The sequence below is a fragment of the Streptomyces sp. SDr-06 genome (assembly GCF_003324565.1).
Classification (GTDB): domain Bacteria; phylum Actinomycetota; class Actinomycetes; order Streptomycetales; family Streptomycetaceae; genus Streptomyces.
On record NZ_QOLA01000015.1, the window covers coordinates 19,109 to 43,769 of the forward strand.

A 24,661-nucleotide genomic window follows, 5' to 3' on the forward strand; every position below is an offset into this window, starting at 1 on the left:
CCAGTTGGCAACACATCAGCACGGCGGGGCCGCGCTCGTCGCGGCCGGGTTCGCACTCGGCGGCGGGGCGGCCTATCTGCTCGCGGCGATCCGGCTGCGGCGGCGCGGCGACCGGTGGCCACCCGCTCGGGACCTCTGCTTCGGGTCGGGCGCAGCGCTCCTCGTGGTGGTGGCCCTGGGGACGCCGCCCGGCGGACCGTTCACCGGACACATGGCCCAGCACCTGGTCACGGGCATGGCGGCGCCCCTGCTGCTGGCCCTGGCCCGCCCGGTCACCCTCACCCTGCGCTCGCTGCCGCCAGGCGCCCGGCGCGTCCTCCTGGGCGTGCTGCGGTCGCGGCCGACGCGGGTGCTCGCGCGTCCCGGGGTGGCCGCGGTGCTCGACGTGGGCGGGCTGTGGCTGCTGTACCGCACCCCGCTGTTCGCCGCCGCACACGAACGGCCCTGGCTCGCGGTCCTGGTCCACGTCCACGTCTTCGCGGCGGGGCTGCTGTTCTCGGTCGCGGTCTGCGCACTCGATCCGCTGCCGCGCCGCCACGGCGTCGTCCCGCGGGCGGCCGCGCTGGTCGGCGCGGGCGGCGCACATGCCGTCCTCGCGAAGACCCTGTACGCGACCGGCCCGCCCGGCACCGGATACGCGCCGGGCGACCTCTCGGCCGCCGCCGAGCTCATGTACTACGGCGGCGACCTCGTCGAGATCACCCTCGCGGTCGCCGTCGGGCTCCAGTGGTACGCGGCCGGTGGCCGCCGCCTCGGGCGCGAAGAGCGCCGCCGGGCACGGACGGAGAGCCCGCCCGCCTCAGCCTCCTACGGTCAGTGAGGCCGTGTGGGCGCGGACCTCCTCCGGGCTCAGATAGGCGTCGGTGTACTCGAAGTCCTTGAGCGTGGCGGGCTTTTGGGCCTGGAAGCCGGTGCGCACGAAGTCGTCGCCCGCGATCGCGTTCAGCATCCAGTTGGTCAGCACCCGGGTCTTGGCCACATTGGTGCGCAGCGCCGACCAGTGGTAGCCGCGCGCGACCGCCTGGGCGGCCATGCCGCGCAGTTCGATCCCCAGCGGCTTGGAGACGGCGTCGCGGCCGCCGAGGTCGACGACCAGGCCGAGGTCCTTGTGGACATAGGGCCGCAACGGCTGGTTGCGCAGCGTGGCGACGATGTTGTCGGCGAGCTTGGGGCCCTGGCGCATGGCGTGCTGCGCGGTGGGCGGGCAGAAGGCGCCCTCACCCTTCGCCAGGTCGGGAACGGCCGCGGCGTCGCCGAGCGCGAACACGCCGTCCAGGCCCGGCACGGTCATCTCCGGGGTGACCAGGAGCCGTCCGCGTTCCGTCTCGGCGTCCAGGGTGCCCACCAGCGGGCTGGCGGCGACGCCCGCCGTCCAGATCAGGGTGCGGCAGGGCAGGACCCGGCCGTCGGTGAAGGTGACCTTGTCCGCGCCGGCCTCGGCGACCGAGACGCCGAGCGACATCTCGATGCCCCGCTTCTGGAGGATCTCCAGGGCGGTCCTGCCGAGCTTGTCGCCGAGCTCGGGCATGAGCTTGGGCGCGATGTCGATGAGGTGCCACTTGATCTGCCGGGGGTCCAGACGCGGGTACTTCTTGATCGCGTGCTGGGTGATCCGCTGCAGGCAGGCCGCGGTCTCGGTGCCCGCGTAGCCGCCGCCCACGACGACGAAGCGGAGCCGCGAGGCCCGCTCGTCCTCGTCCTGGCTGGCGTCGGCCAGGTCGAGCTGGGAGATCACGTGGTCGCGGATGTACGCGGCTTCCGCGAGGGTCTTCATGCCGCGGGCGTGATCGAGCAGCCCGGGGATGTCGAAGGTGCGGGTCACGCTGCCGGGTGCGAGAACGATGTAGTCGTACGGCTGGTCGAGTGTCTCGCCGGTGATCTTGCGGATGACGCAGATCTTCGCCTTGGGGTCCACGCCGATGGCGCCGCCGGGGATGATCCGGGTGCGGTGCTTGGCGCTGCGCCGCAGCGAGACGGCCACCGACTGCGGGGTGAGGACCCCGGCCGCGACCTGCGGGAGCAGGGGCAGATACAGCTGGTACGAGAACGGGGTGACCAGGGAGATCTCCGCTTCTCCCGGTTGGAGGCGGCGTTCCAGGCGCCGCACGCATTCGACCCCTGCGAAGCCGGCGCCTACGACGAGAATCCTCGGTCGTGCCACGGTGTGCGTCCTTTCCCTGGGACCTGAGAACGGGGGACGAGACTGGGCCGTCCACTGCCCGAGTGCCCCTGACCGGCGTTCGTCAACACCTCCATACTGATCAACGCGGCGCGTCGGCACCACCGTATGCGCGCGGGGGTGACCAGAAACGGAACCGCCCTCCCCGGTTGCGGGGAGGGCGGCGCTGTGGGCGGGGAGGGCGTCAGGCGACGGTGCCGCTCGCCTTGATGACGACGTCCGAGCCCAGGTCGCCGCTGCGGCTGCCGAGCGCCTCGATCTGCTTGACGAGGTCCTGGCCCTCGACGACCTCGCCGAAGACGACGTGCTTGCCGTCCAGCCAGTCGGTGACGACGGTCGTCACGAAGAACTGGGAGCCGTTGGTGTTGGGGCCGCGGTTGGCCATCGACAGCAGGAACGGCCGGTCGTGCTTGAGGTCGAAGTTCTCGTCGGCGAAGGTGGCGCCGAAGATGCTCTTGCCGCCGGTGCCGTTGCCGTGCGTGAAGTCACCGCCCTGGAGCATGAACTGCGGGATGACGCGGTGGAAGGCGGAGCCGGCGTAGCCGTAGCCGTTCTGGCCGGTGGCGAGCTCGCGGAAGTTGCGGGCCGTCTCGGGGACGACGTCGTCGAAGAGCCGGAAGACGATGCGGCCGGCGTCCTTGCCGTCAATGGTGATGTCGAAGTAAACGTTCTGCATGGGCCCCATCCTGACATCAGCTGTCCCGTGACCCAATCCCGGCTCACCCTCTCAGCTCCGCCGGGCCGCGAAACGGGCCCCGCTCACGGGAACAGCAGGGTCGTGATCCGGTCGGAGGCGGTCTTGGCGGCCTTCTTCGGGTCGGCTCCGTTCAGGACGGCCGTCATGTACGGCTTGATGGGGTTGTCGGCCTCGACGGCGGCCCACTGGGGCGAGTTGGGGGTGGCCCGCCCCTGCGCGGCGCCCTTGGCCATCGCGGCGGTGCCCGCCTGGCCCTCGACCGCGCGGGCCAGCGTGGACTTGTTGGGCACGTAGTTCATCGTCGTGGCCAGGTCGGTCTGCCACTTCTCGCCGGCCAGCGCCGCGACGACCTGGACGGCCTCGGCCCGGTGCGCGGTCTTCCGCGGGATGATCAGGTCCGAGCCGCCGGTGAAGACCGCGCCGGGCTTGGCGTCGGTGGGGCCCGGGATCGGGAAATAGCCCAGCCTGTCGGCGAGGCGCGGGTTGGCCTTCTGGATGGCCTTGGCGGCGCCCGGCACCGCGATCATCTGGGCGACCTTTCCCTTGGCGAAGACGTCCGCCTGGGGCGGGGTCGCCTCGTCGGCGTTCCTGGGGCCCCGGCCGAGCGCCTGGAGCTGCTTGTAGAACTCCATGCCGCGCAGCGCGGCCGGGGTGTCGAGCGTGCCCTTCCAGTCACCGGTGTCCTGCTGGGCGAGCTCCCCGCCCTCGTCCCAGACGAAGCCCGCCAGGGTGTACCAGTCCTGCCCGGCGAGGTAGATGCCCTGCGTGGAGCCCGAGTTGAGCTTCGCCGTGTCGGCGAGCCACTCCGCCCGGTTCTTGGGCGGTTTGGTGATCCCGGCGGCCGCGAAGAGGTCCTTGTCGTAGAGCACCACGCGGTTGGCGGCGTACCACGGGATGCCGTACTGCATGCCGTCCACGTTGCCCGGCTGGGCGAGCCCGGGCAGCCAGTCGCCGCTGCCCCAGTCGCGCAGCGACTCCAGCGTCATGTCGAGGAGGCCGCCGCTCGCCGCGTACTGGGGCACCTGCGTGTTGCCGACCTCGATGACGTCCGGCGCGTCGCCGCCCTTGAGCGCGGCCGTGATCTTCTGGCCTATGCCGGTCCACTCCTGGATCCGGACATCGAGTGCGACGCCCTTGTGCTCCTGCTCGAAGCCCTGCTTGAAGCGCTGCACGAAGTCGTCGGAGGCACTGTCCTTCATCAGCCAGACGGTGACCTTGGTGGTGTCCTCCCCGAAGCCGGGCAGCGCGCCGCAGCCGCTGAGGGCGCAGACCGAGGCCAGCGCTACGGAGCAGGCGAGAGTACGGCGGATCATCACGAAAGGTCACCTTCTGCGTGTGGGCAAGCAGTCATGACCCGACGTGGGGGCAAGCGCGACGTGGCTTGTTCGGGTGTGGCTCGTGAGTTTGGTATGGACCAATGGGACGGTCAAGTCCCGGAGGGGTCCGAACTTTTCCGGCCACAGCGGAGGCGGCGGGGGCAGCCGTTCCGCCGCCTCCGGGTTACCCGGGGAAACCCGGACGCGTCCGGCCTCGGGGACGGCGGCCCGGCGCCCGCTGTCTCGCGGAGTGGGGCCGGGTGGGGCACGGTGGAGTAACGCGACGAGAGGAGAGCACCCCCATGTCCCACCACACCTACCGCGTCAGCGAGATCGTCGGCACCTCGCACGAGGGCGTGGACCAGGCCATCCGCAACGGGGTGGCCCGCGCGTCACAGACCCTGAGGAACCTGGACTGGTTCGAGGTGACACAGGTCCGCGGCCACATCGAGAACGGCGTGATCGAGCACTATCAGGTCGGCCTCAAGGTCGGTTTCCGGCTGGACGACGACGCGGACGTCTGACCCTGGACCTCGCTTCGGAGCCGAGGGCGCCGGGGTCCGGCTCCGGCGTGCTGCCCCGGACCGGCCGCATCCGGGCACGGCGGCGGGCCCGACCGCGGTACGCCACGTCCGGTGGGCCGGGGCGCCGCCCTCAGGTGCGGCCCTCCCGTTCCTGGGCGTCCTTCAGGGCCGCGCTCGCGCCGGTCCACCGGGCGCGTACCACGCGGAAACCGGCCTGTTCGGCGGCGTCGCACACGAGCTCGTCGTCGTCGACCAGCATCCGGATCTCGCGGCCCCGGCCGAGCCCGCGCAGGATGTGCAGCTTGGTGACGCGGGCGGGCCGCCGGTCGTCGTTGCGCCGCATGTGCAGCGCGCCGTCCGGAAGCCCCTGGGCGGCGAGCCAGTCCACGGTGTCCGCGCGGCACCGTTCGGGCCGCCCGGTGAGGTAGACGACCTCGCACTCCTCGGCGGCCTCCAGGCACAGCGCCACGCCCTCGGCGAGCGGCGGGTCGGCGGGGGCCGCGGCGAAGAACGCGTCCCAGTCGCGGGGCTTGCGGTCGAGGAAGCGCTGGCGGTGGGAGCTGTCGGCGAGGGTGCCGTCCAGGTCGAAGACGGCCAGCGGCCGGGTGGTGTCGATCACTCGGCAAGGCTAGAACCCGCGGGGGGCGGCACGGTCGGGCGGGTCACGGGAATCCTGGCGCGGCCCATGCGTTGGACCTGGTGTGAGCTCAGTGATCGCGACGACCCGCTTCTCCGTACTCGACCGCTCGCGCATCCGCGCCGGGCACGACGAACAGCAGTCCCTGCGGGACACCGTGGCGCTGGCCCGGGAGGCCGAGCGGCTCGGGTACCACCGCTTCTGGGTCTCCGAGCACCACTCCGTGCCCGGGGTCGCCGGCTCCGCGCCCACGGTTTTGGCGGCGGCGGTGGCCTCGGCCACTTCCACGATCCGCGTCGGCACCGGCGGGGTCATGCTGCCCAACCACCAACCCCTGGTCGTGGCCGAGCAGTTCGGGGTGCTCGAGTCGCTCTTCCCGGGGCGGATCGACATGGGGCTCGGCCGGTCGGTGGGGTTCACGGACGGCATCCGCAAGGCGCTGGGCCACGGCAAGCAGGACGCCGAGGACTTCGGGGCGCGGCTGGCCGAGCTGCTCGGCTACTTCGACGGCACCCAGAGCGCGCACCCCCAGGTCCACGCCCACCCCGCCGAGGGCCTCTCCCTCCCCGCCTTCGTGCTGGCCACCGGGCAGGGCGCCAAGGTGGCGGCCGAGGCCGGGCTCGCGCTGGTCATCGCGAACGTGCGCGGCGAGGACGCGATGCTGCGGGCCATCGACGTCTACCGCGACACCTTCCGGCCGTCCGCGCTCTTCGACCGGCCCTACGTCGTCGTGTCCGGCGCGGTCGCCGTCGCCGACACCGCCGAGGCCGCCCGCGAGATCCTGCTCCCGGAGGCCTGGTCGATGGCGTACTCCCGCACCCACGGCTCCTTCCCGCCGCTGTCCCCGGTCGACGACGTCCTGTCTCGCGCCATGACCGACGGCGAGCGGACCCTGTTCCAGGACGCCCTGCGCGGCCAGATCCACGGCACCGAGGACGAGGTCGCCGACGCGCTGGAGAAGCTGCTGGCCCACAGCGGCGCCGACGAGTTCCTGGTCACGACGAGCACGTACGACCGCACGGCGCTGCTGGACTCCTACCGGCGGATCGCCTCTCTCGCGGGCCTGTCCACCCGCCCGGCGCTCTGACGGGGGCATCGTGCGCGCCGAAGGCCGCGGGCCCGGCCGAAGATCGCGGACGGCACCCGCCCGTAGAATTTTGGTATGCAAAGCCCCTCTGACCCGTTCGTCCGTGTCCGCGGAGCCCGTGAGCACAATCTGCGCGGCGTGGACGTCGACATCCCGCGCGACTGCCTCGCGGTGTTCACCGGCGTCTCCGGATCGGGAAAGTCCTCGCTCGCGTTCGGCACGATTTACGCCGAGGCGCAGCGGCGCTACTTCGAGTCGGTGGCGCCCTACGCGCGCCGGCTGATCCACCAGGTGGGTGCGCCCGAGGTGGGCGAGATCTCGGGACTGCCGCCCGCCGTCTCCCTGGAACAGCGCCGCTCGGCGCCCTCGTCGCGTTCCTCGGTCGGCACGGTGACCACCCTCTCCAACTCGCTGCGCATGCTGTTCTCACGCGCGGGCGACTACCCGGCGGGCGCCGAACGCCTCGACTCGGACGCCTTCTCGCCCAACACGGCCGCCGGCGCCTGCCCCGGGTGCCAGGGGCTCGGCCTGGTCCACCGCACCAGCGAGGAACTGCTCGTCCCCGATCCCTCGCTGTCCATCCGCGAGGGCGCGATCGCCGCCTGGCCGGGTGCCTGGCAGGGCAAGAACCTCCGCGACGTGCTCGACACGCTGGGCTACGACGTGAACCGGCCCTGGGCGGAACTCGACCAGAAGGACCGGGACTGGATCCTGTTCACCGACGAGCAGCCGGTGGTCACGGTGCACCCGGTGCGCGAGGCGGGCCGCATCCAACGCCCCTACCAGGGAACGTACTTCAGTGCCCGGCGCTATGTGCTGAAGACGTTCGCGGAGAGCAAGAGCCCGACCCTGCGGGCCAAGGCGGAGCGCTTCTTGACCGCGACCGGCTGCCCCGTCTGCGGCGGCCGCCGGCTGCGTGCCGAGGCGCTCGCCGTCACGTTCGCGGGCCGCACGATCGCCGAACTCGTCGCCCTTCCCCTCACGGCCCTCGCCTCGCTGCTCGCCGGGGCCGGCGGCGGCCCGACGGCCCGGACCCTCACGGCCGACCTGCTCGCGCGCATCGAGCCCGTGCGGGAACTCGGCCTCGGCTATCTGAGCCTGGACCGGACCGCGCCCACCCTCTCGGCGGGCGAGTTGCAGCGCCTGCGGCTCGCCACTCAGCTGCGCTCCGGTCTCTTCGGCGTCGTGTACGTCCTGGACGAGCCGTCGGCGGGCCTGCATCCCGCCGACACCGAGGCGCTGCTCACGGTCCTCGACCGGCTGAAGGCGGCGGGCAATTCGGTGTTCGTGGTCGAGCACCACCTCGACGTGGTGCGGCACGCGGACTGGCTCGTCGACGTGGGGCCGCTGGCCGGTGAGCACGGCGGGCGGGTGCTGCACAGCGGGCCGCCGGGCGACCTCGCCGGTGTCGAGGAGTCGGCCACGCGGCGCTTCCTCTTCGACCGCTCCCCCGCGCCGCGCCGCACGGTCCGCGAACCGCGCGCGTGGCTGGAGCTGACCGGCGTCACCCGGCACAACCTGCGCGGCGTGGACGCGGCGTTCCCGCTCGGCGTGTTCACGGCGGTGACCGGCGTCTCGGGCTCCGGCAAGTCCACCCTTGTCGACGAGCTGACCGACCAACTACCGGGCATCGGACGGGTGGTGAGGGTGGATCAGAAGCCGATCGGCCGTACTCCCCGCTCCAATCCGGCGACGTACACCGGTCTCTTCGACGTCGTCCGCGCGCTCTTCGCCGCCACCGACGAGGCGAAGGCGCGCGGCTACAAGGCGGGCCGGTTCTCCTTCAACGTGGCGGGCGGCCGGTGCGAGACCTGCCAGGGCGAGGGCTTCGTCTCGGTGGAGCTGCTCTTCCTGCCGAGCACGTACGCGCCCTGCCCGGACTGCCACGGAGCGCGCTACAACCCCGGGACACTCGAAGTCACCCACCGGGGCCGCACCATCGCCGAGGTACTCGACCTCACCGTGGAGGCCGCCGCCGAAGTCTTCGCGGACCACCCCTCGGCGGCCCGCAGCCTGGCCGCCCTGCTCGACGTCGGGCTCGGCTATCTGCGCCTGGGCCAGCCCGCCACCGAGCTGTCGGGCGGCGAGGCCCAACGCATCAAGCTGGCCGCGGAGTTGCAGCGGGTCCGGCGCGAGCACACCCTGTACGTCCTGGACGAGCCGACGACGGGCCTGCACCCGGCCGATGTGGAACTCCTCCTGCGGCAGTTGCATGGCCTGGTCGACGCGGGGCACTCGGTGGTCGTCGTCGAGCACGACATGACGGTGGTCGCGAGCGCCGACTGGATGCTCGACCTCGGCCCCGGCGGGGGCGACGAGGGCGGCCGCGTCGTGGCCGCGGGACCGCCGGCCGAGGTCGCCGACTCCGGCGCGGGGCGCACGGCCCCGTACCTGGCGAAGGCGCTGGCCGGGCTCTGATCGGGGCCGGGCGCGGCACAACTCACGATCACCGCAGGTCAGTTGGGTGCCCGGTCAAACAGCGCGGAATGAAGTGGCCTAGACCCTTGACCGGGTGTTGGTCCAGACCAATCATGGGGCGTCCGCACCCTTCTCTCACCCCCGTCGGAGAGCCCCGATGAGACGTCCGAGATCCGTCCGCGCCCTGCTCGCCACGCTCAGTACCGTCGCCGCGTCCGCCGGCCTGGTCATCGGGGCCGGTGGCGCCGCGCACGCCGCCACCCCGCTCCCCGCCCACGTCTTCGCGCCGTACTTCGAGGCGTACTCCTCCGACAGCCCCGCCGACCTGGCGCAGAAGTCGGGTGCGAAGTACCTCACCATGGCGTTCGTGCAGGCCGACGCGAAGGGCTCCTGCACCCCGTACTGGAACGGCTCCACCTCGCAGCCGATCTCGACTTCCGTCTTCGGCGCCGACATCGCCACCATCCGCTCGCGCGGCGGCGACGTCATCCCGTCCTTCGGCGGGTACGCGGCCGACAACGGCGGCACCGAGCTGGCCGACAGCTGCACCAGCGTGGACTCGATCGCGGCCGCGTACGAGAAGGTCATCACCACCTATGACCTCTCCCGGCTCGACATGGACATCGAGGACAACTCGCTGACCAACAAGGCGGGCATCGACCGCCGCAACCAGGCGATCAAGAAGGTGCAGGACTGGGCGGCCGCCAACGGGCGCTCGGTGCAGTTCTCCTACACCCTGCCCACCACGACGGGCGGGCTCGCCGACAGCGGTCTCGCGGTGCTGCGCAGCGCGGTCCAGTACGGCGCGAAGGTCGACGTCGTCAACATCATGACCTTCGACTACTACGACGGCGCCACGCACAACATGGCGAACGACACCCAGACCGCCGCCACCGGCCTCTACAACCAGCTCGCCTCCCTGTACCCCGGCAAGTCCTCCGGTCAGCTGTGGGGCATGGTCGGCGTCACCGAGATGCCCGGCATCGACGACTACGGCGCTGCCGAGACGTTCACCACCGCCGACGCCACCGCCGTCTACAACTGGGCCACCGCCAAGGGCATCAACACCCTGTCCTTCTGGGCGCTCCAGCGGGACAACGGCGGCTGCCCCGGCACCGGTGGCCAGGACACCTGCTCCGGCATCGCCCAGGACCCGTGGTACTTCAGCCACACCTTCGAGCCGTTCACCGGGGGCGGCGGCCCCGTCCAGGACGACTTCTCGGTGGCGGTGACGCCCGGCTCGGCCTCCGTGGCCCCCGGCGGCTCCACCACCGCCACCGTGAGCACGGCCGTGACCTCCGGCAACGCCAAGTCCCTCGCGCTCACGGCCACCGGCGCCCCGGCCGGAGTGACGGCGACCGTCAGTCCGGCGACCGTCACCGCGGGCGCCACGGCCCAGCTCACCCTCAGCGCGTCCACCTCCGCGGCGCCCGGAACGTACCCGATCACCGTCACCGGCACGGCGGGCACGCTGGCCCACTCGACGACCTTCACGCTCACCGTGTCGGGCTCCGGCGGCAACCCGGGCGCGCTGGTCAACGGCGGTTTCGAGAGCGGCTCGCTCGCCCCGTGGACCTGCGACAGCGGAGCCGCCGTGGTGTCGAGCCCGGTACACGGCGGCTCGTACGCGCTGAAGACCGCGCCCACCTCCTCGCAGACCGGTGAGTGCGCCCAGACCCTCACCCTGGCCCCCAACACCGCGTACACGCTGAGCGGTTGGGTGCAGGGCAGCTACGCCTACCTCGGCGTGCGGGGCGGCGCGACGGGCAGCACCTGGACCAGCTCCAGCGGCTGGTCCAAGCTGACCGTGCCGTTCACGACGGGCGCCTCCGGCACCGTGACCGTCTATCTGCACGGCTGGTACGGCCAGGGCTCGGTCTACGGGGACGACCTCTCGGTCAGCTAGCCGCATGGTCGCCCTCCCCTGGGGAGCGGCCTTCGTGAGGCGGGCCGGGCGCGGCCGGGGGCGTTGCCCCGCGGCGCCCGGCTCCCTTGCTGACGATCTGTAGCACGCGGCGGCGCGTCGACAACCTGAAACTTCGTCAACTTACTGGCCCGGAGGCTCCTTTCCGCCCCCGCGCACCGGGCCTACTCTCAAGTCACCTCCGTTCCTCCTCGCATCCCCCACCGTCGAATCCGTTCGAAACCGAGGAGCCCCCCATGGTGATACGCAGCTCCCGCACGCTTGCCCTGCTCGCCCCCGCCGCGGCGACGGCCCTGGTGCTCGGCCACCCGGCGAGCGCGAGCGCCCTGCCCGCGGCCGGGCCGACCACCGTGACACCGGCCGGTCACTCCTTCGCGGCCCAGCTCACCGGACAGGCCACCTTCCAGGCCGGGTCCACCACCATGACCTGTACGGTCTCGGCGTCCCTCCCCACCACGGGCGCCGACAACCAGGTACCGGCCGAGCCCGGCAACCACAACGACGCGGGCCCGGTCTCCCTCCCCATCAACCCGCCCACGTTCAGCGGCTGTTCGACCAGCATCTTCGGGGTGGGCGTCACCGCCAGCACCAACGACACCAACGGTGAGTGGTCCGTCTCGGCCCAGAACGACACGTCCGTCACGGCCGGACTGACCATGCCCCAGGGCGGCTTCGTCCTCAGGACGAGCGGCCTGGCCACCTGCACCATCACCGCCTCGCCGACCGGCCCCACCACCGCGCTTGGCACCTGGACCAACGGCGCGCCGTCCACGCTGGCCATCTCGGGCGCGCCCGTGCCCGCCACGGTGACCGGCGGTTTCCTGTGCCCGACGGGCGACCAGACGGCCACCTTCTCGGCCACGTACAGCATCACCGACACGACCGACTCCACACAGCAGATCACCGTGACCGGCTGACGGACAGGACCGGTTGAGCACGGGTGCGCGCCCCCTGATCACCGGGGGCGCGCACACCTGGCGGGGCCGGCGTCAGCGACCCACCTTCCTCGCCTTCCGCGTGGCCCGCAGCCACTCCTTGTTCATGGCCGCGATCGACGGGAGCGGGATGCCCTTGGGGCAGGCCGTCGCGCACTCGCCCGCCAGGGTGCAGCCGCCGAAGCCCTCGTCGTCCATCTGCGCGACCATGTCGAGGACCCGCGTCTCGCGCTCGGGCGCGCCCTGCGGCAGCACGTTCAGATGGTTGATCTTCGCCGACGTGAACAGCATCGCCGAGCCGTTGGGGCAGGCCGCCACGCACGCGCCGCAGCCGATGCACTCGGCGTGCTCGAAGGCGAAGTCCGCGTCGGGCTTGGGCACGGGCGTGGCATGGGCCTCGGGCGCGGCGCCGGTCGGCACGCTGATGTAGCCGCCCGCCTGGATGATCCGGTCGAAGGCCGAGCGGTCCACCACCAGGTCCTTGACCACCGGGAACGCCGAGGCGCGCCAGGGCTCGACGTCGATGGTGTCGCCGTCGCTGAACGACCGCATGTGGAGCTGGCAGGTCGTGGTGCGTTCGGGGCCATGGGCGTCGCCGTTGATGACGAGCGAACAGGCGCCGCAGATGCCCTCGCGGCAGTCGTGGTCGAAGGCCACCGGCTCCTCGCCGCGGAGGATGAGCTCCTCGTTGAGGGTGTCGAGCATTTCGAGGAAGGACATGTCCGTCGAGATGTTGTCGACGTCATAAGTGGCCATGGCGCCGGGCGAGTTGGCGTTCTTCTGGCGCCAGACGCGCAGGGTGAGCTTCATGCGTAGCTCCGCTGGGTGGGGTGGACGTACTCGAAGACGAGGTCTTCCTTGTGCAGGACGGGAGCCTCTCCGGTGGCGGCGAACTCCCACGCGGCGGCGTAGGAGAACTCCGCGTCGCGGCGTTCGGCCTCACCTTCCGGGGTCTGGGACTCCTCACGGAAGTGGCCGCCGCAGGACTCGGCGCGGTGCAGCGCGTCGAGGCACATGAGCTCGGCGAGCTCCAGGTAGTCGACGACGCGGTTGGCCTTCTCCAGGGACTGGTTGAACTCCTCGCCGCTGCCCGGCACCTTGATGCGCCGCCAGAACTCCTCGCGGATCTGCGGGATCCGGTCGAGGGCCTTGCGCAGGCCCTCCTCGGTGCGGGCCATCCCGCAGTACTCCCACATGAGTTCGCCGATCTCCCGGTGGAAGGAGTCGGGGGTGCGGTCGCCGTCGACCGCCAGGAGGAGGTTGACGCGGTCCTCGGTCTCGGCGACCGCTTCGGCGACCGCCGGGTGGGCGGCGGTGACCGGCTCCTGGTGCGGGTTGCGGGCCAGGTAGTCGTTGATGGTCGAGGGGAGCACGAAGTAGCCGTCGGCGAGGCCCTGCATCAGCGCGGAGGCGCCGAGGCGGTTGGCGCCGTGGTCGGAGAAGTTGGCCTCGCCGATCGCGAAGAGGCCGGGCACCGTGGTCTGGAGGTCGTAGTCGACCCAGAGCCCGCCCATCGTGTAGTGCACGGCCGGGTAGATCCGCATCGGGGTCTCGTACGGGTCCTCGGCGGTGATCCGCGCGTACATGTCGAAGAGGTTGCCGTACTTGGCCTCGACGGCCGCCCGGCCCATCCGTGCGATGGCGTCCGCGAAGTCGAGGTAGACCCCCTGGCCGCCGGGGCCCACCCCGCGTCCCTCGTCGCAGACGTTCTTGGCGGCGCGCGAGGCGATGTCACGCGGGACCAGGTTGCCGAAGGAGGGGTAGATGCGCTCCAGGTAGTAGTCGCGCTCGTCCTCGGGGATCTCGGCCGCGGGGCGGGTGTCGCCCTTGGCCTTCGGCACCCAGATGCGGCCGTCGTTGCGCAGCGACTCGCTCATCAGGGTGAGCTTGGACTGGTGGTCCCCGGTGCGCGGGATGCAGGTCGGGTGGATCTGTGTGAAACACGGGTTGGCGAAGTACGCGCCGCGCCGGTGGGCCCGCCAGATGGCGGTGGCGTTGGAGTTCATGGCGTTGGTCGACAGGTAGAAGACGTTGCCGTAGCCGCCGCTTGCGAGGACCACCGCGTCCGCGAAGTATGTGTCGATCCTGCCGGTGACGAGGTCGCGGGCCACGATGCCGCGGGCCCTGCCGTCCACGACGATCAGGTCCAGCATCTCGGTGCGGGCGTGCAACTCGACGTTGCCCGCGGCGATTTGGCGGGACAGTGCCTGGTAGGCGCCGAGCAGCAGCTGCTGGCCCGTCTGGCCGCGGGCGTAGAACGTGCGGGAGACCTGGACGCCGCCGAAGGAGCGGGTGTCGAGCAGCCCGCCGTACTCGCGGGCGAACGGCACGCCCTGCGCGACGCACTGGTCGATGATCTCGACGGAGATCTGGGCGAGCCGGTGGACGTTGGACTCGCGGGCGCGGAAGTCGCCGCCCTTGACGGTGTCGTAGAACAGCCGGTGGATCGAATCGCCGTCGTTGCGGTAGTTCTTCGCGGCGTTGATGCCGCCCTGCGCCGCGATGGAGTGGGCGCGGCGCGGGGAGTCCTGGAAGCAGAACTGGACCACGTGGTAGCCCTGTTCGGCCAGCGTCGCGCCCGCCGAACCGCCGGCGAGACCGGTGCCGACCACGATGACGGTGTGCTTGCGGCGGTTGGCCGGGTTGACCAGTTTCGCCTCGAAGCGGCGGGTGTCCCAGCGCTCGGCGATCGGCCCCCCGGGCGCGCGGCCGTCGACGACCGGGTCGCCCAGGGTGTAGTCGGTGTACGAGGTCATGTCAGCTCACCACTTTGGTCATGACGGCGACGGGTACGGAGACGAATCCGGCGAACAGCACCAGGGCCAGGACGTTGGCGAGCGTCTTGAGCACCCGGTCCCGGGTGGCGTTGCCCACGCCGAGGGTCTGGGCGGCGCTCCAGAAGCCGTGCTGGACGTGCAGGGCGAGCGCGGCCATCGCGACGATGTAGATGGCGTTCCCGTACCAGCTGGAGAAGGTGTCCACCACGTTCTGGTAGGGGTGGCCGGGCCGGAAGCCGGAGTGCACGGTGCCGGTCGTGAGGTCCAGGATGTGCCAGACGATGAACAGGGCGAGGATGACTCCGCCCCAGCGCATCGTTCGGGTCGCGTAACTGGCGCGGGCCCGCTTGTGCACGTACCCGCTCGGCCGGGCCCTGAGGTCGCGGCGGCTGAGCTGGTACGCGGAGACGGCGTGGCCCACCACGGCGGCCACGAGGACGACGCGGATGAGCCACAGCGCCCACTCGTAGTGCAGGAAGGGCTCGCCGATGGTGCGCAGCCAGTGCGCGTACGCGTCGAACTGGGCGGCCCCGAAGAAGATCTTCAGATTGCCCATCATGTGCACGACCAGGTAGAGCAGCATGATCAGACCGCTCACGGCCATGACCGTCTTCTTGCCGACGGTCGAGTCCCAGAGTGTGCGCGTCATGGACGGTCGTTTGTCCGTCCGCGTTGCCAGAGCCATGGCACCGACGCTAGGGGCGAAGGGCCTGAGAGGTCCAAGACATGATCGGGCTCATCTCCATAGAGATGGCCTATCGTAGGGGTATGCAGTTCCAGCAGCTCCTCTACTTCGTGGCGGTCGCCGAGACCCGGCACTTCACCCGGGCCGCCGAGCGCGTCCACGTCTCGCAGCCCTCGCTCTCCCAGCAGATCAAGGCGCTGGAGAACGAGCTGGGCGCCGAGCTCTTCAGCCGCGCCCGGGGCAACATCGCGCTCACCGACGCGGGCGAGGCCCTGCTTCCCCTGGCCCGGCGCATCCTGGCCGACGCCGACACCGCGCGCATCGAGGTCCAGGAGCTCGCCCAGCTGCGGCGCGGCCGGGTGCGCCTGGGCGCCACCCCGAGCCTGTGCACGGGCCTCCTGCCGGATGTGCTGCGCGCCTTCCACGACCGCCACCGGGGCATCCAGCTCCTCATCGAGGAGGGCGGCTCGCACGACCTCGTACGCGAACTGGCGCGCGGCGCGCTGGACTTGGCGCTCATCGTGCTGCCGCTGCCGGCCGCCTCCCCCGCCCTCACCACGATCGAGCTGCTCCAGGAGGACCTGGTGGTGGTCTCGTCGGCCGCCGAGGAACCGCCCGGCTCCGGCTCCTCGGTCCGCGTCGCCGATCTGCGGGACGCGCCCCTGGTGATGTTCCGGCACGGCTACGACCTGCGGGAGCTCACCGTGGCCGCGTGCCGCGCCGAGGGATTCGAGCCCGCGTTCACGGTGGAGGGCGGCGAGATGGACGCGGTGCTCGGCTTCGTGCGGGCCGGGCTCGGGGTCGCCGTGGTGCCGAGCATGGTGGCGGCGCGCTCACGGGACCTGCGGGTCACCCCGCTGGCGCGCCCCGGACTGCGCCGCACCATCGCCCTGGCGCACCGCAGCGACGTCGACCCGCCGCGCGCGGCACGGGAGTTGCAGCGGGTCCTGCTCGGCATCGGGGCCGGGCAGCGTACCGTCCGCTGATCCGGCGCCGCCCGCGCCGGGTCAGCCGGCGGCGGCGCGGGCGCCGAAGGGCGCCCACGGGAGCCAGCCTCCACTGGGCCGTTCCTGGACGCGGGTGCGCACCCGGCCGTCGGCGCCGACCGCGAAGAGATGCAGGCGGCCGGTGGCGTCGGCCGCGGCAGACGGGGTGGCGGACAGGGCGACGCCGGGCTCGGTGAAGTCCTCGCCCACCGCCCAGGACCCGCCCGGGGAGAGCTGCCAGCGGTGGGTGAGCCGTTCGCCGCCGGGCGCGAGTGTGAAGCCCTCCAGGCGGCCGTCGGCTCCGGACACCAGCAGCGGAGCCGTGGTCGACCAGCCGAACAGCGGCTGCCAGTCGGCCCATCCGCCGCTCGGCACCGACTGCCGCCGGTGGAAGGCGGCCACCCCGGAAGGGGCCATCGCCGCGACGGTGAGCCGGCCGCTCCCGTCCCGGGCGACCCGCGGGGCCGCGCCGGCCGCGGTGCCGAAGCGCTCCCACGCCGACCAGGCCCCGCCCGGCGTCTGCTGCCAGCGGTGCAGGATCGCCGTGCCGCCGCGCGTCAGGACGAAGACCTCCAGGCGGCCGTCCGCGTTGACCCCGACGACCGGCGGCGCCCCGGCCGCCCCGCCGAATCCCGCGTCCCACGCCTCCCAGGCAAGCCCGCCGGGCGACTGCTGACGACGGCGGGCGACCAGGGTGCCGCCGGGGCTCAGGGCGAAGACTTCGAGTCTGCCGTCGGCGTTGCGGGCGACGGCGGGCGCGGCTCCGGCCGGGCCGCCGAACTCCTCCCAGTCGTACCAGCCGCCGTCCGGCCGCTGCACCCGGTGGTGCAGGTGGGCGCCGCCGGGGGCGAGCGAGAAGACCTCGAGACGGCCGTCGGTGTCGCGGCCGAGGGTGGGGACAGCACCGGCCGGTCCCCCGAACCGCTCCCACGGTGACCAGGTGTCGCCGGCCGCGTCGAGCTGGACGCGGACCAGCATCGAGCGGTCGGCGGCGTCGAGCGCGAACACGGTCAGGCGGTCCTGGACGTCCAGGGCCGCCACCACACTGTCCGGGCTCTGCCACACCGGCGGAGTGTCCTGCCAAAGCAGCGGCGCGAGGAGGAGACCGTGCCGGAACCAGCCTGCCGCACTCGCGTACCGGTCCTGCCCGTCGGTGACCACCTCGACGGCGTGGCCGGGGACGTGGCCCGCGTACCCGTCGAGCGTGAAGCGGAAGGGGTCGCGCGCGGCCAGCACGTCGGTGCCCTCGTAGCCGCCGCGCGGCCCGATGAACAGGTAGTACCAGCCGTCCCGTTCGACGACGTACGGCGACTCGGTGACCGAGACGCCCATGGCGGCGGTGCTGTCGTCGGCGAACGCGGTGCCGGGCGCGCTCCAGTGGAGCAGGTCGGCGGAGCGGCGCCAGCACACGAGGTGCTGCCCGTCGGCGCCGAGCTCGGTGTAGTACATGATCCACTCGGCGCCGATCCGCACGACCATCGGGTCGCGGGCGGCGGTGCCCCGGAACAGTGGCCCGGACGCGACCCGGGTCCAGGTGAACAGGTCGGTGGAGGTGGCCAGGTTGATCGCGGCGCCGCCGCTGCCGCCGGCCGCGTAGAACATGAAGAAGGTGCCGTCGGCCTCGATCACGTGCGGCGCCCACAGGTGCTGCTCGCCGTAGTAGGCGGGGTCGACGGTCAGGGCGTCGGCGTGGGTGGTCCACGGCCCGTGCGGATCGGTGGCGGAGGCGTGTGCGAAGGCGGTCTCGGCCGCGCTGTCCGGGGCCTCACCGGGCGCGGCGCTGTCGCCGACGATGCTGAACAGGTGCCAGCGTGTGTCCGTACGCACCAGGGTGTGGTCATTGAAGTAGCGGGGGCGGCCCGGAGTGGACGGGTCGTGGACGGGGGTGAAGGGGCCCGCGTCGACCCAGAGGTGGGGCGGGACGTCGGTGGGGGTGGCCGCGGCTGCGGTACGGGCCGGGAGCGGGAGCACGAGTGCTCCCGCTCCGGCCGCCCGCAGCAGGCGTCGCCTGCTGATCGGCTGCATGACTCTTCTCTGGACGAAACCCCGGCCGGGGTCAGTTGACGGGAGGACCGGAGGTGGTGTTGAGCCAGGCCCATTCGGACCAGGTCGAGAAGCCCGTCTGCCACCTGTGGTGGACGCCCGCCCCACTGGTGCCGAAGACCTCGATGCGGCCGTCGGCGTTGGTCGCGGCGGTCACCTCGGACCCGCCGGTCCCGAAGGTCTCCCACTTGCCGTACGGAGCGTTCACCCCGGTCTGCCACAGATGCTGCGCCACGCTGCCGTTGATCGCGAACACCTCCACCCGGCCGTCGGGCGAACGCTCACTCGCGAGTTGCGCGTCGGCGGGACCTCCGGTGGGCTCCCATCCGGACCAACTGGTCGCACTGGTCTGGTACTTGTGGAAGACACCGGACGATCCGGAGGCGAAGACCTCAAGACGGCCGTCCTGGTTGTGATCCACCGTCAGGCCATGTCCGCCGCCGCCGAAGTCCTCCCAGGCCGACCAGCCCCCGTTGACAGCCGTCTGGTACTGGTGCTGGAACACGTCACCGTTCAACGCGAACACCTCAAGACGGCCGTCGGACGCCTTCTCCATCTCGATCCGGCTGTTCGCCGGACCGCCACCGGCCGACTCCCACGGCGACCAACCACCGTTCGCCGCCGACTGATACCGGTGGAAGACCCCGGTAGGACCGGACGCGAACACCTCCATGCGCCCGTCGCCGTTGGCTCCGACCGCGATGTCACGGCCACCGCCACCGAAGTCCTCCCAGCCCGACCAGCCACCCGAGGGCGACAGCTGGTACCGGTGCTGGAACACCGTCCCGTTGATGGCGAACACCTCAAGACGCCCGTCCGCGTTCGGACTGATCGCCAGCTCCGCACCGCCGGGACCACCCAGCGGCTCCCACTCCGACCAGCCGCCATTGACCCCCACCTGCCAGGCATGATGGACGCCATCGGCACCCGCCGCGAAGACCTCGAGACGGCCGTCCGCCGACCGCGCCGACACCACCCGTCCCGACTCGGACGGGAACACCAGCGGTTTGGGCCCGGGCTCGTGGTGCCCGAGGCGGTCCACCGCGGCCCGCGCCTCGTCCATGTGCCGCAGGTGCGCGCCCACGTTGTAGGTGGACCACGGCTGCCAGTTGGTGCCGCCGGAGGAGATGGTGAAGGCCCCGTTCGCGTTGCACTGCGGGTCGAACGCGCAATTGTCGTCGATCTCGGGGTGCCAGTAGTTGTTGATCTGCCACAGACCGCGGTCCGTGGAGGGCGGGGTGTTGTTCTGGACGTTGGTCGCCGTGGGGTTGCAGCTGGACTCGGCGAGGGCCACGGCGACGGCCGTCACCAGACTGCCGCCCCGGAAGCCCGCGTTGTAGCCGACCTGGGCGCACAGATCGCTGGGCGCGGCGGACGCGGGCGAGGCGCCCGCCAGGATGCCTGCCGCGAGCAGCAGGGAGGCGAGCGTCGCCAGGATGACGCGATGGGTCGCTCTGTGAGCGCGTTGCACAGTTCTCACCTGCTGTCTCCTCGGTTCACGGGGGCGCCGGAGGTGGTGGCGGGCCAGGCCCATGCGGACCAGGTCGGCAGTCGCCGCCCGCGGTGGACGGGCCTGCCGACCGGCCCTGAAGACCTCGACGCGGGCGTCGGCAGGGGACACCGAGGTGGCGCGGTCAACTGACCTCCTGAAAAGCGCGGTGACGGTTCGTGCAACCGTCGGGCGAGGCGCTTCGGAAGGTAGCGAGGCGCGCCGGAGGACAGAACCCGGAACCTTACGGACTGACAGGACGGGCCCGCGTGGGCTACGGCGCCGGTGCCAACTCCCGGTGGCATGGATCGGGTTCGCCGCACCGGCACGTACGCCGCCCCGGTGCGGCAGCCCGAAAGCCCCGCCCGACACCGTCTTCACGGCGTCGGGCGGGGCTCTCGTCGGCGTCGCGCGGCTGTCGTCCCCCGGCATCGTCCGGGTGGCGACGGCGCGGCTCGCTCCCTTTCTACACGGCGTCCACGAGGGCCAGCGTGTGGATCCGGTCCGGGGCGCCGGGGCGGGCGTAGTACCAGCCCTGGGCGGTGTCGCAGCCCAGTTCCTTCAGCTGCTCGGCCTGGGCGCCCGTCTCCACGCCCTCCACCGTGACCGCGAGGGACAGGCTGTGCGCGAGCGACACGATCCCCTCGACGATCTTGATGTCCACGGGGTCGGCGGGCAGCTGCTGCATGGACTGGGTGAAGGACCGGTCCAGCTTGAGCACGCTCACCGGGAGCCTGCGGAGGTTGGCGAGGTTGGAGTAGCCCGTGCCGAAGTCGTCGAGGGCTATGTCGACGCCCATCTCGGCGAGCTGGCGCAGCGGCTTGAGGAGGTCGTCGTCGGCGCCGATCAGCGCGGACTCGGTGACCTCCAGGCAGAGCGCGCCCGGGGCGAGCCCGGTGCGCTCCAGCATCTCGACGGTGTCGGCGACCAGGCCCGGGTGGTGCAGCTGGGTCGGCGACAGGTTCACGTTGATGCGCAGCGGCCCGCCGTCGGTGGCGCCGGGGTGGGCCTCCTGCCAGGCGCGTGCCTGGCGTACCGACTCCTGCATCACCCAGCGGCCCAGCGGCACGATGAGGCCGGTGTGCTCGGCGAGCGGGATGAACCGGTCGGGCCCGAGCACCCCGTGCTGCGGATGCGACCAGCGGACCAGGGCCTCGGCGCCGTGCACGCTGCCGTCGCCGAGGTGCACGAGGGGCTGGTACTCGATGAAGAACTCGCCGCGCTCCAGGGCGGCGGGCAGCGCGTTGGTGAGCCCGTGCCGGGTGATCGCCCGGGCGTCGGCCTCCGCGTCCGCGAACTCGAAGCGGTTGCCGCCCGCCGACTTGGCCCGGTACATCGTGATGTCGGCGCTGCGCAGCACCTCGGCGGGGCTGCGCTCGCCCGCCGGGCCCTCGACGACGCCGATCGAGCCGCGCACGGTCAGCTCGCGGCCCTCGATGCGGATCGGGGTGGCGAGCGTGCTCAGGATGCGGGAGGCGAGCTCGTCCGCCTCGAACTCGGTGTCCGGTCCGGTGGTGAGCGCGACGAACTCGTCGCCGCCGAGCCGGGCCACCATCTCGCCGGGACCGGTCGCGCAGCTCTGCAGTCGGTCGGCCACCTCCACCAGGAGCCGGTCGCCCGCCGAGTGGCCCAGGCTGTCGTTGACCGCCTTGAAGCCGTCGAGGTCCAGGTAGCAGAGCCCGAAGCGCTTGCCGTCGCCCGGTGCGAGCGCCTTCTCCAGACGTTCGAAGAACAGGGTCCGGTTGGGCAGTCCGGTGAGCGCGTCGTGGGTGGCCTCGTAGCGCAGCCGCAGATTGAGCAGCCGGCGTTCGGTGGTGTCCTCCATCAGCGCGAGCTGGTACTGCGGCCTGCCCTCGGCGTCGCGCAGGAGCGAGACGGTGAGGTTGGTCCACAGCACGGTCCCGTCGCCGCGGTAGTAGGGCTTCTCGACCCGGTAGTGGTCGCGCTCGCCGCGGACGAGCTCCTCGTACAGCCGCCAGACCTGCGGGGCGTCCTCGGGGTGCACCCACTCGCTGACGTTGCGGCTGCGGATCTGGCCCTCTATGCCGCCGAACATCCGGGTGAGGGTCTCGTTGACCTCCAGGACCCGGCCTTCGAGGTCGGCGATGCCGATGCCGATGGCGGCGCCCTCGAAGACCGCGCGGAACCGGGTCTCGGTGGCGTGCAGGGCGTCCAGGGCCGCGCTGCGCGCCGACATGGCGGAGCGGGCGATGGCCTCCTGCTCGGAGCGGGTGCGTTCGCGCAGGGCCGTCGCGAAGCCGGCGGCGAGCGCGTGCTGGAGGCGGGCGCAGCGGGCCCGCGCCTCGTCGCCGGGCAGGTCGTCGACCGCGCCGCAGTACAGGACGAGGTAGGACTCGACCACGCCGAGGGTGCGGCTGAGGGCGTCCGGGTCGGTGCAGTGCACGGCGACCAGGGCGGCGCCGACGTCGTGGGCGGGCGACGGGTCGAAGTGCCGCCCGTGCAGGGCGTCGATGAGGCGGCGGGCGAGCGGCACGAGGTGCTGCTCGAACTCGGGACGGGTCAGCGAGGTCGCCGTCACCGGGAAGATGGCCCGGCTCCAGATCGTCGCGAAGCGTCTGAGCCGGTCCTCGGGGCTGTCCGGCGCGAGGTCCGGAGCGGGCGCCTGGGGCGGGTTGCTCACGCTGTGCGCCCCACACCGGCGAAGCCAGAGAAGGCGTACGGATCTTCCTGGTCGGCGTCGTTCTCCGGCCGCCACAGCGGCATGGAGACCAGTCCGGGGTCGACCAGGGTGAATCCCTCGAAGAACCCGGTGATCTCCTCGCGCGAGCGCATGACCAGCGGGTTCCTGATGTCGCGGTAGACGCCCACGGTGCCTGTGGCCTCCTCCTCGCTGAGCGGGATGCCTTCGTAGGAGGCGTGGGTGAGGACGAGGAGGCTGCCCGGAGCCAGGGCGTCGCGCAACTCGGCGACCGCCCGGTACGGGTCGTCCTGGTCCTCGACGAAGTGCAGTACGGCGATCAGGAGGAGCGCCACCGGCCGGGACAGGTCGAGGAGTTGGGCGGTCTCGGGGGCGCCCAGGATGTCCTGCGGCTTGCGCAGGTCGGCCGCGGCTATCCCGGCACGGGCGTTGCCCTCCAGGACGGCGCGGCTGTGGGCGACGGCGACCGGGTCGTGGTCGACGTACAGGACGCGGGCCTCGGGGCTCGCCGCCTGGGCGACTTCATGAACGTTTCCGAAAGTCGGGATCCCGGATCCGATGTCCAGGAATTGCGTGATGCCCTCGGAGACGGCGAATCGCACGGCGCGGCGCATGAACGCCCGGTTCGCCTGCATGATCTTGGGAAGCCCCGGCATGAACCGCATGGCCTCGCGGGCCGCTTCCCGGTCGACCTCGAAATTGTGCGAACCGCCCAGGTAGTAGTCGTAGATGCGGGACACGCTCGGCACCGAGATGTCGATGCCCTGAGGGGCCCAGGCGGGACGCTCCATCAATGTCTCCAACAAGTCGCCGCAGGACGGCCATGACCATGACCATTGTTTGCGCCTGAGGCTACTGATCGTCCGCCGGGAGGGCGAGTAAAAACGGAAAATGCTCGTCCGTTATTGGTCACACGCCCAGGGCATGTGCGCCGGATCGTACGGGCCCGAGCGGGAGCGCGCGCCATCGTATCGGTGGCTGGACACGCGCATCGGCCCGTCGCCGCGCGGGGGTCGCGGTGACGGGCCGACGGGATTGGGCCCTGGGCTACTTCGGTGCGCCGATGAGCTTCCCCTCGGGGGACACGGCGTACCAGGTGCCGCCCACGCCCTGGCCGTTGCTGTCGCCGGGCTTGGTGTCGCCGGAGAACGTGTAGACCGGCCAGCAGGTGATGGACTGCTGCTTCACGCCGTCGGGCCGGTCGAAGGTCACGAAGCCCTTGAGGGCGATGCCCTTGGTGTTGGCCTTGTCGACCGGCGCCACCACCGGCCACTTCTGGAGGCAGGCGCCGGTGCAGGCGGACGTCATGGGCCAGGCCGAGTCCTTCTTGAACCGGTAGACGGTCATGCCGCGGGCGTCCACGATCACGTCGCCGAGCTTGGCGTCCTTGCGGACCGACAGGCCCGGCATGGCCGGCGCCGGGGCCGAGGCGGCCGAGGCCTTCTTGCCGTCGGGGGCGGCAGCGTGCCAAGTGCCGCCCACGTTCTGTCCGTTGGTGTCGCCCGGGTTGGTGTCCTTGGCGTAGCGGTACATCGGCCAGCCGCCGATGGTGAGCTGCTTGGTCCCGTCGGCGCGGGTGACCGAGCCGAGCGCCGACTGGTCGGTGCCCGCGGCCGCCATGGCGCCGTCGGCGGGCACCGCGGGCCATGCCTTCGCGCAGTCGCCCTCGCAGTTCGACCTGGGCGGACTCGCGGTGTCCTTGTCGAAGCGGTAGAGCGTGAACCCGGCGCTGTCGGTGACGACCTTGCCGAGGTCCTTGCTGTCGCTCACCGCAAGTTGCCCGGCCTGCTTGGCGGACGATGGGGCGCCGCCCGCCTGTCCGTAGCCGCCGCCCGACCCGTAGCCGTTGTCGGCGGGCTGGGCGCTGCCCGCGTTGCCGACCGGCTGCCCGTTGCCGCCCGCGTACGCGCTGCCCTTGTCCTGGCCGCAGCCCGTCGCGGTCAGTGCCAGTACCGCTGCCGCCGCTGCCGCGAGCGCCGCGCTGCGCCAGGTAGTCATGTCAACTCCCGTTGTCCGTAAGGTGGTTGAGGCGCCGGATGCGCCGGTGATGGCCCTATGTACGGGCGGGGAGCGGTGGTCTGTTCAACGCGAGCCGGGGAAATTTTCCGAGCGGCCCCGAACGGCTGGTCAACGCGTCGAACGCAACGCCCCGGGAACTCCTCCCTTCAGGCGAATCGGTTCGACGCGCCCTCCGGCGACGGCCCGCGCACTCGATGATCACTCCGTGCAAGGACGACACCCAGCCGGGCGACTGCTCGCCGCCGCGGCCTTCACCGTGCTGCTCGCCGTACCGGCGCCGGCCGCC

Annotated in this window: 19 protein-coding genes; 7 read left to right on the top strand and 12 right to left on the bottom strand. The window is 71.9% G+C overall.

Features of this window, described 5'->3' with window-relative positions:
- Window positions 1-4 precede the first annotated feature (4 nt).
- On the top strand, window positions 5-820 hold the full coding sequence (locus tag DT019_RS26200) for a cytochrome c oxidase assembly protein (protein WP_223279761.1): 816 nt from the start codon (window positions 5-7) through the stop codon (window positions 818-820).
- On the opposite strand, the gene DT019_RS26205 is transcribed toward DT019_RS26200, so the two are convergent.
- From DT019_RS26205 to DT019_RS26215, 3 genes are all read right to left on the bottom strand, one after another.
- On the bottom strand, window positions 800-2,161 hold the full coding sequence (locus DT019_RS26205; RefSeq protein WP_114039384.1) for an NAD(P)/FAD-dependent oxidoreductase: 1,362 nt from the start codon (window positions 2,159-2,161) through the stop codon (window positions 800-802). The genes DT019_RS26200 and DT019_RS26205 overlap by 21 nt on opposite strands.
- A gap of 202 nt (window positions 2,162-2,363) precedes the next feature.
- Window positions 2,364-2,855, bottom strand: a complete 492-nt coding sequence (locus DT019_RS26210; RefSeq protein WP_114039385.1) for a peptidylprolyl isomerase — start codon at window positions 2,853-2,855, stop codon at window positions 2,364-2,366.
- Window positions 2,856-2,938: 83 nt separating this feature from the next.
- Window positions 2,939-4,189, bottom strand: a complete 1,251-nt coding sequence (locus tag DT019_RS26215) for an extracellular solute-binding protein (protein WP_114039386.1) — start codon at window positions 4,187-4,189, stop codon at window positions 2,939-2,941.
- 305 nt (window positions 4,190-4,494) lie between these two features.
- On the opposite strand from DT019_RS26215, the gene DT019_RS26220 reads away from it, so the two are divergent.
- Window positions 4,495-4,716: a dodecin gene (locus DT019_RS26220; RefSeq protein WP_114039387.1), complete on the top strand. Its 222-nt coding sequence runs from the start codon at window positions 4,495-4,497 to the stop codon at window positions 4,714-4,716.
- Window positions 4,717-4,846: 130 nt separating this feature from the next.
- Here the strand turns inward: DT019_RS26220 and DT019_RS26225 are convergent, their stop codons facing one another.
- The gene (locus DT019_RS26225; RefSeq protein WP_114039388.1) at window positions 4,847-5,335 is read right to left on the bottom strand and encodes a hypothetical protein; all 489 of its coding nucleotides are present in this window, start codon (window positions 5,333-5,335) and stop codon (window positions 4,847-4,849) included.
- Window positions 5,336-5,426: 91 nt separating this feature from the next.
- Between DT019_RS26225 and DT019_RS26230 the strand changes: the two genes are divergently transcribed.
- The 4 genes from DT019_RS26230 (at window position 5,427) to DT019_RS26245 (ending at window position 11,699) form a co-directional block, all read left to right on the top strand.
- On the top strand, window positions 5,427-6,440 hold the full coding sequence (locus tag DT019_RS26230) for an MsnO8 family LLM class oxidoreductase (RefSeq protein WP_114039524.1): 1,014 nt from the start codon (window positions 5,427-5,429) through the stop codon (window positions 6,438-6,440).
- Window positions 6,441-6,515: 75 nt separating this feature from the next.
- Window positions 6,516-8,858, top strand: a complete 2,343-nt coding sequence (locus tag DT019_RS26235) for an ATP-binding cassette domain-containing protein (protein WP_114039389.1) — start codon at window positions 6,516-6,518, stop codon at window positions 8,856-8,858.
- Window positions 8,859-9,015: 157 nt separating this feature from the next.
- Entirely contained in the window at window positions 9,016-10,764 is a 1,749-nt protein-coding gene (locus tag DT019_RS26240) for a carbohydrate binding domain-containing protein (RefSeq protein WP_114039390.1), read from the top strand.
- A gap of 254 nt (window positions 10,765-11,018) precedes the next feature.
- Complete coding sequence (locus DT019_RS26245; RefSeq protein ID WP_114039391.1) at window positions 11,019-11,699, top strand: hypothetical protein; 681 nt, start codon at window positions 11,019-11,021, stop codon at window positions 11,697-11,699.
- Window positions 11,700-11,771: 72 nt separating this feature from the next.
- On the opposite strand, the gene DT019_RS26250 is transcribed toward DT019_RS26245, so the two are convergent.
- From DT019_RS26250 to DT019_RS26260, 3 genes are read right to left on the bottom strand one after another with little or no spacing between them, the layout of a single operon-like run.
- Window positions 11,772-12,527, bottom strand: a complete 756-nt coding sequence (locus tag DT019_RS26250; protein ID WP_114039392.1) for a succinate dehydrogenase/fumarate reductase iron-sulfur subunit — start codon at window positions 12,525-12,527, stop codon at window positions 11,772-11,774.
- Window positions 12,524-14,473, bottom strand: coding sequence for a fumarate reductase/succinate dehydrogenase flavoprotein subunit (locus DT019_RS26255; protein ID WP_114039393.1), 1,950 nt, complete (start codon window positions 14,471-14,473; stop codon window positions 12,524-12,526). The genes DT019_RS26250 and DT019_RS26255 overlap by 4 nt, the downstream gene beginning before the upstream one ends.
- A 1-nt stretch (window position 14,474) precedes the next feature.
- Window positions 14,475-15,179, bottom strand: a complete 705-nt coding sequence (locus DT019_RS26260) for a succinate dehydrogenase (RefSeq protein WP_114039394.1) — start codon at window positions 15,177-15,179, stop codon at window positions 14,475-14,477.
- Between the two features lie 83 nt (window positions 15,180-15,262).
- On the opposite strand from DT019_RS26260, the gene DT019_RS26265 reads away from it, so the two are divergent.
- A complete protein-coding gene (locus DT019_RS26265; protein ID WP_114039395.1) occupies window positions 15,263-16,165 on the top strand; it encodes a LysR family transcriptional regulator in 903 nt (300 codons plus the stop codon).
- 21 nt (window positions 16,166-16,186) lie between these two features.
- Here the strand turns inward: DT019_RS26265 and DT019_RS26270 are convergent, their stop codons facing one another.
- The 5 genes from DT019_RS26270 to DT019_RS26290 form a co-directional block, all read right to left on the bottom strand.
- Window positions 16,187-18,190: a family 43 glycosylhydrolase gene (locus DT019_RS26270; RefSeq protein WP_114039396.1), complete on the bottom strand. Its 2,004-nt coding sequence runs from the start codon at window positions 18,188-18,190 to the stop codon at window positions 16,187-16,189.
- A 31-nt stretch (window positions 18,191-18,221) separates the two neighbouring features.
- On the bottom strand, window positions 18,222-19,688 hold the full coding sequence (locus tag DT019_RS26275; RefSeq protein ID WP_223279762.1) for a transglycosylase SLT domain-containing protein: 1,467 nt from the start codon (window positions 19,686-19,688) through the stop codon (window positions 18,222-18,224).
- 475 nt (window positions 19,689-20,163) lie between these two features.
- Window positions 20,164-22,338 (bottom strand): putative bifunctional diguanylate cyclase/phosphodiesterase, encoded by a 2,175-nt coding sequence (locus DT019_RS26280; RefSeq protein WP_114039397.1) that lies wholly within the window; start codon window positions 22,336-22,338, stop codon window positions 20,164-20,166.
- On the bottom strand, window positions 22,335-23,147 hold the full coding sequence (locus tag DT019_RS26285) for an SAM-dependent methyltransferase (protein ID WP_114039398.1): 813 nt from the start codon (window positions 23,145-23,147) through the stop codon (window positions 22,335-22,337). Before DT019_RS26285 ends, DT019_RS26280 begins: the two co-directional genes overlap by 4 nt.
- 256 nt (window positions 23,148-23,403) lie before the next feature.
- Window positions 23,404-24,354 carry an SCO0930 family lipoprotein gene (locus DT019_RS26290; RefSeq protein WP_114039399.1) on the bottom strand — a complete coding sequence of 317 codons (951 nt, stop codon included), beginning with the start codon at window positions 24,352-24,354 and terminating at the stop codon, window positions 23,404-23,406.
- Between the last annotated feature and the right edge of the window lie 307 nt (window positions 24,355-24,661).